Source organism: Mesorhizobium sp. M0968, from assembly GCF_040319065.1.
Classification (GTDB): domain Bacteria; phylum Pseudomonadota; class Alphaproteobacteria; order Rhizobiales; family Rhizobiaceae; genus Mesorhizobium.
Genome location: NZ_JAMYNL010000013.1, coordinates 12,018 through 25,459 on the forward strand (window position 1 = coordinate 12,018; position 13,442 = coordinate 25,459).

The 13,442-nt window shown below is 61.2% G+C and carries 13 protein-coding genes and 2 pseudogenes; 9 read left to right on the forward strand and 6 right to left on the reverse strand.

The window, feature by feature from the left end; genetic code table 11:
• The gene (locus tag NKH67_RS21200) at positions 1-594 is read right to left on the reverse strand and encodes an SOS response-associated peptidase (protein WP_352502345.1); all 594 of its coding nucleotides are present in this window, start codon (positions 592-594) and stop codon (positions 1-3) included.
• An 89-nt stretch (positions 595-683) separates the two neighbouring features.
• The gene (locus NKH67_RS21205; RefSeq protein WP_352502344.1) at positions 684-1,202 is read right to left on the reverse strand and encodes a hypothetical protein; all 519 of its coding nucleotides are present in this window, start codon (positions 1,200-1,202) and stop codon (positions 684-686) included.
• Positions 1,203-1,837: 635 nt separating this feature from the next.
• On the opposite strand from NKH67_RS21205, the gene NKH67_RS21210 reads away from it, so the two are divergent.
• The 3 genes from NKH67_RS21210 to NKH67_RS21220 are packed head-to-tail and all read left to right on the forward strand — an operon-like array spanning position 1,838 to position 2,646.
• Positions 1,838-2,044, forward strand: a complete 207-nt coding sequence (locus tag NKH67_RS21210; RefSeq protein WP_353031772.1) for a hypothetical protein — start codon at positions 1,838-1,840, stop codon at positions 2,042-2,044.
• Between the two features lie 17 nt (positions 2,045-2,061).
• Entirely contained in the window at positions 2,062-2,268 is a 207-nt protein-coding gene (locus tag NKH67_RS21215) for a DUF305 domain-containing protein (RefSeq protein WP_353031774.1), read from the forward strand.
• 45 nt (positions 2,269-2,313) lie between these two features.
• Positions 2,314-2,646, forward strand: coding sequence for a four-helix bundle copper-binding protein (locus NKH67_RS21220; RefSeq protein ID WP_352502342.1), 333 nt, complete (start codon positions 2,314-2,316; stop codon positions 2,644-2,646).
• On the opposite strand, the pseudogene NKH67_RS21225 reads toward NKH67_RS21220, so the two are convergent.
• The 4 genes and pseudogenes from NKH67_RS21225 to NKH67_RS21240 all read right to left on the reverse strand — a co-directional run.
• Positions 2,610-3,669 (reverse strand): annotated as a pseudogene (locus NKH67_RS21225) (HAD-IC family P-type ATPase); the annotation flags it as partial. The gene NKH67_RS21220 and the pseudogene NKH67_RS21225 overlap by 37 nt on opposite strands.
• 184 nt (positions 3,670-3,853) lie before the next feature.
• Positions 3,854-4,309: a VOC family protein gene (locus NKH67_RS21230; protein WP_352502341.1), complete on the reverse strand. Its 456-nt coding sequence runs from the start codon at positions 4,307-4,309 to the stop codon at positions 3,854-3,856.
• A gap of 157 nt (positions 4,310-4,466) precedes the next feature.
• Positions 4,467-4,703, reverse strand: coding sequence for a tautomerase family protein (locus NKH67_RS21235; protein WP_352502340.1), 237 nt, complete (start codon positions 4,701-4,703; stop codon positions 4,467-4,469).
• A gap of 27 nt (positions 4,704-4,730) precedes the next feature.
• Complete coding sequence (locus NKH67_RS21240; protein WP_352502339.1) at positions 4,731-5,441, reverse strand: SDR family NAD(P)-dependent oxidoreductase; 711 nt, start codon at positions 5,439-5,441, stop codon at positions 4,731-4,733.
• Positions 5,442-5,833: 392 nt separating this feature from the next.
• On the opposite strand from NKH67_RS21240, the gene NKH67_RS21245 reads away from it, so the two are divergent.
• The 6 genes and pseudogenes from NKH67_RS21245 to NKH67_RS21270 all read left to right on the forward strand — a co-directional run bounded on the left by NKH67_RS21245 (position 5,834) and on the right by NKH67_RS21270 (position 13,116).
• The gene (locus NKH67_RS21245) at positions 5,834-6,466 is read left to right on the forward strand and encodes a histidine kinase dimerization/phosphoacceptor domain -containing protein (RefSeq protein ID WP_352502338.1); all 633 of its coding nucleotides are present in this window, start codon (positions 5,834-5,836) and stop codon (positions 6,464-6,466) included.
• Between the two features lie 139 nt (positions 6,467-6,605).
• A pseudogene (locus NKH67_RS21250) lies at positions 6,606-8,426 on the forward strand (ABC transporter ATP-binding protein/permease).
• Between the two features lie 841 nt (positions 8,427-9,267).
• Positions 9,268-10,131, forward strand: coding sequence for an enoyl-CoA hydratase/isomerase family protein (locus NKH67_RS21255; protein WP_353031777.1), 864 nt, complete (start codon positions 9,268-9,270; stop codon positions 10,129-10,131).
• Between the two features lie 49 nt (positions 10,132-10,180).
• Positions 10,181-10,573: a GlcG/HbpS family heme-binding protein gene (locus tag NKH67_RS21260; protein WP_352502336.1), complete on the forward strand. Its 393-nt coding sequence runs from the start codon at positions 10,181-10,183 to the stop codon at positions 10,571-10,573.
• A gap of 549 nt (positions 10,574-11,122) precedes the next feature.
• Positions 11,123-11,905 carry an alpha/beta fold hydrolase gene (locus NKH67_RS21265; protein WP_352502335.1) on the forward strand — a complete coding sequence of 261 codons (783 nt, stop codon included), beginning with the start codon at positions 11,123-11,125 and terminating at the stop codon, positions 11,903-11,905.
• 218 nt (positions 11,906-12,123) lie between these two features.
• Positions 12,124-13,116, forward strand: coding sequence for an SDR family NAD(P)-dependent oxidoreductase (locus tag NKH67_RS21270; protein ID WP_352502334.1), 993 nt, complete (start codon positions 12,124-12,126; stop codon positions 13,114-13,116).
• Positions 13,117-13,442: the final 326 nt, after the last annotated feature.

Below are 13,442 nucleotides of genomic sequence, written 5' to 3' on the forward strand. Positions count from 1 at the left end.
TCACGCGCTTTCGGGGCGAACGGTCTCCACCGAGAGCGATCCGGCTGGAAGCGGCCGCAGCAGTTCAGCCTCAGGCTTTGTCAGATTGATCCAGGCCGCCCAATTCTCCGGCTGAAGGACCACAACCTGCCGATTGTGATAGGGCGCGACATCCGGTCCGGGATCGGTCGTCAGCATGGTGAAGGTGGGCGGCTTGTTGCCGACTGCCCCACGCCAAAGCCCCGCGACAGCCATGAACGGCGAGCCGTTGAGCGTGAAGCGATGTTTGGCCTTCGGATATTTCGTGCCTGTGAATTCGAAGAACGCGGACGCCGGAACGAGGCAGCGGTTACTGTTTCCGAATTGCCGCCCTTCGGAGCGGAAGTTGAACACAGGCCCTCCCTTTGGTCCGGCAGGCGGAAATCCGAACGTCATCGATGCCAGTTCGATCGCATCCCCGGCGGCGCGCATTATGGGCGCCGGGTCATTGATGCGGACGTCGTCCGCCTGGGGCAACTCGAGTTCAGTTTGATGAGTGGGTATTTTGAGCGCCAGCGACGCCATCATTCGGCAATATTCGGCCCAGGCTATATGTTGCTCGTAATCGTTGCACATGGACTGCTCCGGACTGCGATCTTATCACACTACGGCATATAGAGACGCGACGGAAAGCGGCCTCACTCGGTCATGCCGCCACGCCAATTTTACATACCACCGCCGCAGCCGTCGGACACGTTCCACACATCCACGATCTGCTTGGCGGTAAAACCGTGTTCATGGATCAAGTATTTCGCCAGCCCGCCATACACCTTCCGGGGCCAGCATTGGCAGCAGCACGGGCCTTTCTCGTTCGAGTTGGCCATTGCGTAGTCGTAGGCCTTCTGCTCATCGCCGGTGAGTTGCAGGTCGTAATGGGAGGCCGCCTGCTGCGCCGTCGCCGCCGGAATGTCGTAAGGATCCTTCGGAATAATCACGATGTCGCGGTATTTGGTCAGGCCCTGCGTCTGCTCGGTATAGCGCTTCAGGTCCATCGGGCTGCAGCAGGAGCCCTTGATGCGCGTCATCGCCCGCATGCTGGCGATCGAGTTAGCAAACTTCGTTGAGCACGAACTGTTGCCGTTTATGCTGAGATCATCGAAGCGCTTGGCGAGACCCGGATCGTCTGCGGCCGCTGCGATGTTTACGGCGAGCAGGACAATCAGGCCAGCGACGGCGATCGTCAAGCGAAACGCCTTGCTTGCGAGGTTCGAAACGCCGACATGCCATTTTTCGCGGCTAAGCACGTATGATGCCGCGAAGCCATGTAATTTCCTCTGGCAGCGCGGAAGGCTCGCTTCAGTCGCCCGGCTTGTTCACAATCATGGCGATCGGAATTCTGCTCTTTCTAAGCTTCTCTAGGAACAAAGACCGACAGGTGTCCGTTAGCCAAAATTGGAGGCTATCAGTCTCGTGGACAATCAACGGCTAAACATCCTGATCCTAGCGGTTTGCATCGCGGCGGCGATGGCATTTGTCGCGGCTACGCCGGCACGAGTGCCAGAAAGACTTGCCGTAGCCGAAGCCATCGCGTCGACCGGAACTCACGTCGTCGTCAATTGCGATAAACTTATCGGGGACCGCCGCTGTTGCATGCCACTGCATTGCACGGCGGGGATCACTCCTGGTTCTTTTGCGCTGGCATTCCGGCTGCCGAGTTCAGACGCGGCTACAGGAAAGACGGACCCGTTCCAGTCCCACGCGTCAGGCCAACTGGAACGACCGCCAAAACAAATCCCTTTGGAAACTTAGTACCCCATCCGTTCATCGGACAGCCACGTCGCTGTCTATCCATCCAGATTAGACCGATCGGAAAAATATCATGCGTAACGTCAGAATCGCCCTTGCAACAGCTACTCTGTTGGCGGGCGCAAGTTCAACCGCTCTTAGCCAGGAAGGTTCCGCACAGGCTTCACCACTGCCGAAGCAATGCCGTCAAGCCGGCACCGAACAAATGTCTGGCATGGATACGCCAAAGATGGACGCATCCGGAATGGACGAAGCCCACCAAGATACATGGCGTCAATGACGAAAATGGAGCCGGCCATGATGGAAGGTATCAAAGCCAAGGATGCTGACGTGGCCTTTATCTGTGGGATGATCGCCCATCACCAGGGCGCTATCGATATGGCGGAGGTCGAGTTCAAATACGGCGACAACGCCGACGCTAAGAAAAAGGCGCAGATGGTCATTGATGCTCAGAAGAAGGAAATCAAGGACTACGCGAAGTGGCTCAAGACCAATGCAAAATAGTAAAGCGCACCCGCAATCGATACGAGCATTTAAAGGAGAATTTCCATGCACCAACTGAGTCCTAAAATGAGGGCCTGCATCGAGGAATGCTTGCGCTGCTATTCAACATGCCTTTCGACTGCGATGGGTCACTGTCTAGAAATGGGCGGAGAGCACACCGAGAGGAAGCATTTCACCTTGATGATGGCCTGCGCCGAAATTTGCCGAACATCGGCACATTTCATGTTGCTCGGCTCCGAGCATCACAAGCATGTTTGCCGTGAGTGCGCTGAAGTCTGCAGCCAATGCGCAAACGACTGCGAACGCCTCGGCGACATGCAAGAATGCGTTGACGTCTGCCGTCACTGTGCCGAAAGCTGCAGCAAGATGGCCGCATAGGCCAAATCAAAAGCGGGGCGCGACCACAGCGTCCCGTTCCAACTCAGCAAACGCATGGCGTTGGCCGTCACCAGCACCGTCGCGCCGGTATCGGCCAGAATGGCGGGCCACAGGCCAGTTATGCCCGCTATGGTGGTCACCAGAAACACCGCCTTCAGCCCCAGCGCCATGGTGATGTTCTGCTTGATGTTGGCCATGGTCGCTTGAGACAGGCTTATCATCGCAGCGACGTCTCCGACGCGGCCATGCAACACAGCCGCATCTGCCGTTTCCAACCCGACATCCGCGCCGCCGCCCATCGCGATGCCTATGTCGGCGGCCGCCAGAGCGGGGGCGTCGTTGATGCCATCGCCGACCTTGGCCACGATGAGCCCCTGCCCTCGAGATGCGCTGCTTGTCCTCAGGCAACAGTTCAGCGCGCACCTCGATGCCGAGTTGCTTGCCGACCGCCGCCGCCCTGCGCTGGTTGTCGCCGGTCAGCGTAACAGTCCTGATGCCAGCATCGGTTAGCGCCTTGAGACTGGCCTGCGCATCCGGCCGGAGCTCGTCGCGCATGGCGATGAAACCGGCCAGCATATCGTTGATCAACAGCACCGACACCGACTTCCCTTCATCGTTGAGTTCGGCGCCTCCTCGACCAGCTTGACGATGCGGGCAATGGTGTTGTCGGACGCCGCCGCCGTTCATGTTGATGCGCAACACGCCGTCGCCATTGACGGGGCCGGCGAAGACGTCGGCGTCGACGCCCTTGCGCACCGGCACGCTTTCTCCCGACACCGACGACTCGTCGATTGCACTTTCGCCTTCAACGATCTTGCCACCGGCTGGAATGCGATCGCCAGGCCGCACCAAAATGATGGCGCAAACCTTGAGGGATTCGGCCGGAACTTCGCGCGTGGCGCCATTCTCTTCCAGGAAAGCCGTCTTGGGCACCAGCGTGGTCAGCGCCTGGATGCTGGAGCGCGCCTTGCCTGCGGCTACTCCTTCCAGCAACTCGCCAACTAGAAACAGGAAGACCACGGTTCGGCGGCTTCCTATCGCGCAGGGTCTGGAAGCCGAAGTGGTTCAGAAAGCCCGGTGTGGTAACATAGGTAATACGGCGCGCCGGCTGCGGGCCGCGCGGCCCCGCGCCGACAAACCCCTCACCGCGCAGCGCAGCAATCTATAGTGAAAAGCGGATCGTTGCGGACTGTGCGTCCTTCCAGGGCTAACCGTAAACGACAGCCGGCTTGCTCTGACCCACTTCGATGATGTAGCCGTCTGGATCGCGAATGTAGCAGCGAGTCTCGCCGTACTTTTCCATCGGCTCCGTGATGAATTCAGCGCCCCGGGCCTGCCAAGTTTCATAACAGCCATGGATGTCGGCAACGCGGATGTTCATGAAGCTGCTGAGTAAATCCGGATCTGGAGGAACACCGAGCGTCACCGACGGTTTGTCAGGTGTGGGGCCGCCCCCGATGTTGACGATGAGCCACGTGTTGGCGATCTGGATGTATCCCGGCGCGCCACTGCTATCACCCAGGCTCAGGATGCGGCCTCCGAAGACCTTCTCATAGAATCGTGCCGAGCGTTCGATGTCGGCGACTGTCAAAAAATGCGCGACGGTAAATCCGTCCTGCGGGGGCATCGTATAGACTTTATCCTCAACTCGCACTTGGGTCATCCGCGACTCCTAATCAGACAGGTTCCGGTCGCGAGCCACCGTGGCGCGCGGCTCACAGGTTCTAACGTGGCCTTGTCGGCTCGGGCTTCAAGTTGACCTTTGTCATCGATCCGTCTCTGAGGCGGCGCGGCAGTTGCGTTCTGGGACGCAATGAGGGTCAGCCGCCCCTTGCGGCCAGTAGCTTGCGGTATTCGCCGACTGGCATCCCGCCCCAATCCCAATTCTCCATCTCCACTTCCTCAAACACGACCCAGGTCCAGTCCAGCGGCTTGCCGAGGACGTCGAGCAGTACCTCGCTCATGCCCTTGTAGATGGCTGCTTTCTGCTCCGCCGTAACATGATCCACTCCAGGCTCCGTGCCCTCGCGCGTGAGCTGGACGGTAACGATAGGCATGAAAATTCTCCCTTGTGACCAGCTGAATCAGTGGCCAGCGCTTTGGCCGCCGTCGACATGAAGCGTTTCCCCCGTCACGAAAGGCGCATTCTCCAAATACATGACCGCGCCGACAATGTCGGAAATCTCGCCCAGCCGCCCCATCGGATGCAGCGCCGCCAGCGCCTCGTATGTCTCTGGTTCGTGCATGGGCGTCCTGATGACGCCAGGCGACACCGCATTCACCCGGATTCCACTGCCGGCATATTCGATCGCCAGACTCCTAGTTGCCGCGTCGACCCCACCCTTTGTTAGGGACGCGAGCACCGATGGCACTTTCGAATTGGCCTGCTTCACCAGGGTGGTGGTGACGTTGACGACATGGCCGCTGCCTTGGCGTTCCATTGCGGCGATCACGGCCTGGGTAATGAAGAAGAAACCGGTCAGGTTGGTCGCGACCAGACGGGTGTAGTCCTCCGGCGAGTAATTCGTGAAACGGCCGGCAAGGAAGACGCCGGCGTTGTTTATCAGCGTATCGATCCGTCCGAAGCGCTGGAGTGTTTGCTCAACCACCTTCGGCCCCGTAGCGGGGTCGCCGATATCTCCTGTGATCGCGAGCACGTCCGATCTATCGGAAGGCTTCATAGAACGCGAGGTGGCAACGACGCGATGGTTCCGGCCGAGATAGGCCTCAACCAAAGCTGCCCCAATGCCCTGCGACGCGCCGGTGATGACGACGACTTTCTGTTCAGTTTCCATGATAACCTCGATGGATGTCCGCGCACCGACCCGGCTACGCCAGACCTGCCCCGTCTACATGCTGACAATCGAGGCCTCGAACCATTATCCAATGGTGTCGCGCACACTTTGGTATCGGTGGTTATACCGGGACACGTCGCACAATATCGATGATCAGCGGAGCCTCCAAAGCGCAGGTCAAAGCGCAGGTCAATAGTTGATGGAGATTGTTGATTATTTGGCGGCACGGGCTCGCCTGCCGATGCTTAAAGCGCAAACCCGCGCGGCGCACCTCCGTCTTAAGTACCGCCGACACCTTGGTGCAATGGAAGGTTTCGCCGAGGTCTGCTGTTGTCTTGTGGGAACGTCGAGAGGGAAGTCTCGCGGCGCGCGGTTTACCGGAGGATTTGGCCATGCCGACTGGATTTGCGAATCCATCACTCGGATCCTGCCAGCCGGTGGCATTGCATCTGGCTGAAGAGATCAGTCACCGGGTGATCGACGAATATACTGAAGCGATAGCGATCCTGTCGTCTGCCGCGTCACCAATGGATGTGACGGCGGAGCCGGCGTTGAGGCGCGCGGTGGACCGTCTGCAGGCGATGGCTGAGGCGCATCGATCGCTTCTCGTACCGATCACTGAGGAATACATCGACCTCGGTCATCATGTTGGGAAGCTGTGTTCCAGCCTGTCTCGCGCGTCCCTGAGCGAGCAAGGCATTCAATTGACCGTTGCTACGGATGAAATCCAGCTCGACGCCGCGCGATGCTGGCGCGTTGGTCTGATCGTCTCCGAACTGGTCCGGTACGCAGCACGTCACAGTCTAAAGGATCGCCGAGGTTCTATCCGCGTCACACTGAACAGGAGCGGCAGCAGCGTCTCATGTGTCGTCTGCGACGACGGATGCCCGGCCTCTGATCTGTCCGAGGGTCGTGGGGGGCGGTTGATACGCGGACTGACCGCAGAACTCGGCGGCATCGTGGAATGGAAATTTACCCAATGCGGATCGTTTGCGGGTGTGCGCTTCCCGGTGATCACACCTTAGCTCCTGCATCCGGAGTCGCGACTTGCCTCGCCCGGCATTTCTTGGACCTATCTGTCGTGCTGGACTCGCGGGCTGGGTAAGAGGCCGCGGCTCTCTTCATGCGGTTTCAGCATCGCATCTGAACGCAAGGACTTCTGGCATGGCTGATCAACTGGACAATCAGGCCGCCGTTCATCTGGTGGCTGTCGAAGCCAGTAGCCTGCGCGATCAGCTGGCCACGATCAAGCAGGCGCTGGTGGGCTCTCCGGTCCGCAAGTGGCTGCTGTGGACGTCGGTCGGCATCATGGCCGTCATTATCGCGACGTCGATCGGCCAGGTCCTGCTGAATCGCTGGAACCAGCCTTTCTATGACGCGCTCGCGCGCCGTGACATGGCGGCCTTCCTGCACCAGCTCCTCGTCTTTGCGATGATTGCCGGCGGCCTTCTGGTGCTCAATATCGGCCAGACCTGGCTCAACCAGATGATCCGGCTGAAGCTGCGCGAGGCGCTGACGCTGGACCTGATCGACCAGTGGATGCGGCCGGCGCGCGCCTTCCGGCTGGCCAATGCCGGCGCCATCGGCGTCAATCCCGACCAGCGCATGCAGCAGGATGCCGCGCACCTGTCCGATCTGTCGACGGATCTCGGCGTCGGCCTGCTGCAATCCTTCATCCTGCTGGTGTCCTTCGTCGGCGTGCTGTGGCAATTGTCATCGGGCTTCGTCTTCCACATCAACGGCTGGTCGCTGGCGATACCGGGCTACATGGTCTGGGCCGCGTTCCTCTATGCCGGCATCGCCTCATGGTTGAGCTGGCTGGTCGGGCGACCGCTGATCCGCCTCAACAGCGATCGCTACACGCGTGAAGCCGAGCTGCGCTCCTCGATGGTGCGCGTCAACGAAAATGTCGATGCCATTGCGCTCTACCATGGCGAAGCCGATGCCAAGAGACGGCTCGAACTCGACCTCGGCACGGTGCTGGGCGCCATGCGGCGCATCTACACCGCGCAGATCAACCTGTCCTGGGTAACCGACACCTATGGCTGGATCACCGTCGTGGCGCCGATCCTGGTGGCATCGCCGGTGTATTTCTCGGGCGATATCAGCTTTGGCGGCCTGATGATGGCGGTCGGCGCCTTCAACCAGGTGCATTCGTCGCTGCGCTGGTTCATCAACAACATCGGCAGCATTGCCGACTGGCGCGCGACGCTTATGCGCGTTGCCGACTTCCGCATCGCGCTCGACGAAACCGATGTGCTGCACGACAAGGAAAAGCGCATCGAATTCGGCGACAACGCCAATGGCAGCATGACCTTCGAGAAGCTCGAAGTGGCCTCACCGGAAGGCTGCAGCTAGCTTCCCGATAGCCATGTCGAAATCCATCCCGGCGAGCGCGTCATGATCACTGGCGAGCCGGGCGTCGGCAAGACGCTGTTCTTCCGCGCCATTGCCGGCCTGTGGCCGTGGGGCAGCGGGCGGATCGGCCTGCCGGACGGAGAAACCCTCATTTTCGTGCCGCGGGTGCCGTATTTGCCGGCCGGCAAGCTGCGCGATGTGCTCAATCACGCGAACGGGCATGCGCCCGCGAGTGACGCTGACATTTCGGCCGTGCTGGCCGAGGTCGGTCTTGAGCGGCTGTCGTCGTCGCTCGACCTCGTCGGGCGCTGGGGTCATGAGTTGCGCGATGACGAACAGCGCTTGCTGGGCGTGGCCAGGCTCGCCTTGCGGCAGCCGAAATGGGTGATCATCGACGAAGCCATGGACGCGTTCGACGGACCCTCGTTGCGGCGCGTGCTGTCGATGCTGGAAAAGCATCTGAATGGATCCGCGATCATCAACATCGGGCGTGACGAGCACAACGATCAGTTCTTTTCGCGCGGTTTGACGATCGTCAAGGATACCGGCGCCCCGGCGCTGAAGCCGGTCCGAGTCAGGGCCGGCGCGATCGAGCCGCCGCCCGTCGCCGCACGCCGCAAGAGATAGGCCGTATTCAAAACGGGGCCTATTTTTTCGTGATCGCGGTGAAAGGGGGCCCCAAGTGCTCTTCATGGTGCGGGGTACCCGCAGGGGCACAACGCCAGAGCATCTCGCAAATGTCCGCCGCCTGCTACGGCAGTAGCCTGACGGCGTGGGCAGGCCTTTGCAGTCAGCCGCTCGATCGTCGAGACTCATGGCGGCCGCCTTACGTCAGCGGGAACCAAGGTCCAGGCCTGGCCTCCTCTGGCAATCCTATGTCGGGGACAACGCGGTCAGTCGGTTCGGGGGCGGCAGGGAGATCGGGACCGGCCCACGGCACAAGCTGCTGCGCTGCAATCACATCGGGACGGGTTTATGCATCGACTCTGCCGATGCCGGCCGCTGACGGTCCGTTAGCCTGCCCATATCCAACTCACTTCCCGGAAGGTGCCGAAGATGCGGCCGATGACGAGAATTCTGTGCGCGAGTCGTTGCAGGACTGATTGACATCGTGCCACTTCGAAGTTTTGCCGTTCATCCGCCGAAGTTTTCCTGGGACTCATAATCTCTGGGAAAGCCTGGATGAAGACGATGGCGATCCGCCGGCCCTCAGCTGTGACTCGGTGCCTGTGTGAGCACCTTTGAGCAGGGTTCCATCGGAGCAGCGCCGGCTCATACCCGGGAAGCTCTTTTACAGCAAACGTTCGCAGCGTGAATACAGGCGGCGCGGCCGCTGCTGGAGTCCGAAAGTCGGTCGGCCGATCGTCAAGCGGTCGGCCTTACCTTGCTAGGCCGACACCATGGTCTTGGCAATACGTTCGTCCAATCGCGGGCAAGAAGCCCGTGCATCATTTTGTGGGGACCGTGCATGCAAACACCAAAGGAGGGTCCAGTGGACGCCAAGACAATCACCTCGCAGATTCGCCTGACACGTCGGACGCCCGCCTATTGGCGAGTGACGTTCGACAACCCGCCGCTCAACGTCATGGGCCCGCAGATGGTTCAAGAATTCACGCATCTGATCGACGCTATCGAGGCCGACGATGACGTTCGGGTCGTGGTGTTCGACAGCAGCGTGGACGGCTACTTCCTTAACCACTCCGATTTCAAGGCGCGGATCGACGACATGCTCGCGCTGCCGCCGGGTCGGACCGGGCTGCCGCCCTGGCCGGATTTCCTCGTGCGGCTGACACGCGCGCCGGTCGCCTCGATCGCGCTTATCCGCGGTCGTGCTACGGGCAATGGCAGCGAGATCACCCTTTCTTGCGACATGGCTTTCGCAAGCAGGGAAAAGGCCATTATCTCCCAGTGGGAAGTTGGCGTGGGCATGGTCGCCGGCGGTGGACCGATGGCCCGCCTGCCCCACCTCATTGGCCGCAATCGCGCCATGGAGGTGCTGTTGAGCTCTGAGGACATCCGCGGCGAACTTGCCGAGGCTTATGGCTACGTGAACAAGGCCCTACCCGACGCTGAGCTCGACGCCTATGTCGATGCGCTTGCTACGCGTATCTCGAGGTTTGACAAGTGGGCGATCGCGCAGACTAAGCGCCTGGTTAACACTAGCCTGACTCCGGATGTCGAGCTCGGTGCCGGCTGGGAAGCCTGCATAGCATCGCTGGGTCGACCCGCCGCCCAGGAGGGGATCAAAGCGCTGACCGCTAAAGGTTTTCAGGCGCCTGGAGATGTCGAGGACCGGCTGGGTTTTCACCTGGGTGAATTGCCGCCGCGATAGACCGCCGCCGATGGCGACGCCGTCCCCCCCCAAAAGAAGGAAGAGCCCTATGGATCTGCTCATGAAAGCGAAGGCGCTAGCCGAACGTGTGGAGGCAGAAGCGACAAAGGCCGAGGTTCCCGTCGCAGTATGCATCATCGACGTCCACGGCAATCTGGTGCTCCAGCACCGGATGAACGGCGCGCCTGTCTTCGCGCTCGAGATTTCCGAGCGAAAGGCGTACACCTCGGCCCTCGTGCGCCTGCGCACGGCTGACATCCTGCCGCTCGTGCAGCCGGGGCAATCGCTGTATGCGCTGCCCACGGTGGGCGGCGGGCGCTTCTGCCCCATGGGTGGCGGCATCCCCCTCGTCGACGACGACGGCAAAGTCTACGCGGGTGTTGGCGTCAGCGGCGGCACGGCCGAAGAAGATGTCGCCATCGTTGAAGCCGCTGTCCGATGATCAGGACGCCGGCGAATTCGTCAGATGCCTCCGGTCCCCCGGCATCGGAGGTGTAGTCGTGAAGCGGAGCCCGAGGCGCAATCGTCGATGGAATAATGCAGGTGCCAACTCGTCCGCCGGGGCGCACGGTCGAGAATTGATCAGTTGAGATCGAGACGCGATCCGTCACATCGCCGCAGGAGTCGCCGGATTGTTCCCCGACGTGTTCGTCTCTGCATGACAGCGACGGCCCAGTGCGGACTCATTGAGGGCGGCGTAATTGACCCGAACACCGCAAGCAGCTAGCGACGCCGAGCATGTTCCGCTCAACTGTCTGATGACGGAGGCTTCGTGCCCGTGAACTCTGGTGCGCCTTAGACTCTGCACGAATTGCTTATCCGGTGGTCGGAAGAGGACAGTTTTTTGTTCACGGCGGACGGCCGGCGCCTGGCGGGCCGCGTCACAGTCGTAGCGATCATTGGAGACGAAGGTATCGGCGACACCTTGGTCTAGTGGATTTGGGTTCGCAGCACGGCTCTACTTCATCCGGATATTGTTGGAGAATCCACTATGAAAACTTTTATGAAGACCATTGCGATCGTTGCGGCGTTGAACCTTACGGCGGCGGCGGCTCTGGCCGGCGACCGAAAGCCGACGATCGTCCTTGTTCACGGCGCCTTCGCAGAGTCCGCTAGTTGGAATGGAGTAGTCGCGGAGCTGACCCGCGACGGGTTCGCGGTGATCGCGGCGGCTAATCCGTTGCGCAGTCTAGGTGGTGATGCGACCCAGGTGGCAAGCGTGGTTGCTTCCGTAGAAGGGCCGGTGGTCCTCGTCGGGCATTCCTATGGTGGGGCGGTGATCTCCGCAGTGGCGGACGAGCAGAGCAAGGTGAAGGCGCTCGTCTATGTGGCAGGGTTCGCGCCCGACATCGGTGAGAGTAGTCTCGGACTGACCGGCAAGTTTCCGGGGAGCACGCTCGGGGCGACGCTGGCGCCCCCGATCAACCTGCCAACTGGCGAGCAGGACCTATATATCCAGCAGGACAAGTTCCCGGAGCAGTTTGCAGCTGACGTTCCGACGGCTGACGCACGATTAATGGCTGCGGCGCAGCGGCCGGTGACGCAGGCCGCCCTGGCCGATCGGGCGGTTCGCGCGGCCTGGAAGACAATCCCATCTTGGTGGATTTACGGTGCCGCAGACCGCAACATCCCGCCCGCCGCGATGGCGTTCATGGCTGAGCGCGCCCATGCCCGGAAGGTCGTGGTCATCGCGGGAGCCTCACACGTGGTGATGGTCTCCCGTCCCCATGAGGTTGCCGCGCTAATTGAGGATGCGGCGGCCGACGCAAAATAGTGGTGTCCCGCGGATCGGAGCATCGTCGACCGCGTGTCCTGCATCACCTTGAAGGCGACGCTTACGGAGTATGCCGGGCGCTTATGCGAAGAAGTTTACGGATAGCACCAGACGATTTTTCGCGGCCTCATCGAGAGCCTGCCAGTGCAGGAATCCATTCCCCGACGCATTCGACGGCCCTCGCGGCTGGTCCGCGGTCGGATAGACTGGAGTTTGCAATGACCGATCCAGACTTCCCCACCATCGAAGCCCACCCAATCGTAGGCCGGATCACCAGTCGGTTTGGCGCGCAGTCGACGGCAGTTGAGGTGATCCAGGGTATTGACCTACGGGGCAAGCGCGCAGTTATAACCGGGGCCTCGTCCGGGATCGGGGTCGAGACCGCCCGCGCGCTCGCGGGCGTCGGCGCGGAGGTAACGCTCGCGGTCAGGGATATCGACGCAGGTCAACGGGTCGCGGAGGATATCACGGCGACCACGGGCAACCGTGATGTGCCAGTGGTCGGACTGGATCTCGCCGACCAGGTCTCCGTGGCTGCCTTCGTGTCGGGGTGGCGCGGCCCTCTCCACATCTTGGTCAATAACGCCGGCATCATGGCCTCACCCGAGCGGCGGACGCGAGAAGGCTGGGAATTGCAGTTTGCTACCAACCATCTCGGCCACTTCGCCCTAGCGATCGGACTCCACGATTTCTTGCGGAGCACCTCCTGCGCACGCGTGGTGGTGGTTAGTTCGGTGGGCCACGTCAACGGCGAGGTAGACTTCGACGACATCAACTTCGAACGGCGCCCCTACGACTCCTGGGCGGCCTACAGCCAATCGAAGACCGCCAACATTCTCTTCGCGGTAGAGGCGGTGCGACGCTGGGCGGCCGACGGTATCACAGTGAACGCCCTCAATCCGGGCCGCATCCTCGGCACCCGCTTGACCCGCTTTATGGACGCGCCTACCGTCGGGCCAGTGAGTTTCGAGCCGGCCAGCACCGGCGTCTCCTGGAAGACCGTCGAACAGGGCGCCGCCACATCGGTCTTCCTGGCAACCTCGCCGCTCGTCAACGGCGTCTCGGGGCGCTATTTTGAGGACTGCAACGAAGCCGGTCCACACCACCCGTGGGTTCGCCGTGGTGTCGCCGACTACGCGCTCGATCCGAAGAAGGCGGCTCGCCTCTGGCAGGTTTCGCTCGACATGCTGGCCAGCCGACGTCTGCCCTGATGAAAACGAGCGCTACCACATGGCCACGGCCCATCGCCTCGCTCGGAATGTGGCCGGACCTGTCTTGCTGGATAGGAGAACCGCTGCACGTGGTGCAAGCCGCCGGAAGAGCTGTCCGGTCGTCGCGGCGCGCGCTCGAGCCCTCGCCGGCCCTGCGTCATCTGCGTGATAGCATCCATCGGATCGACGCTATTGCCAGGAAGTCGAGATCGCCGACCTGCCGCTTTACACCGAGGATCTAGATGCTATCCGCCGGATCCGTGGGGGCGGCGCGGAGCGTTTGATACGTCCCAACTGCTGCTGGCCGCAAGGATGTCCGGTGCTGA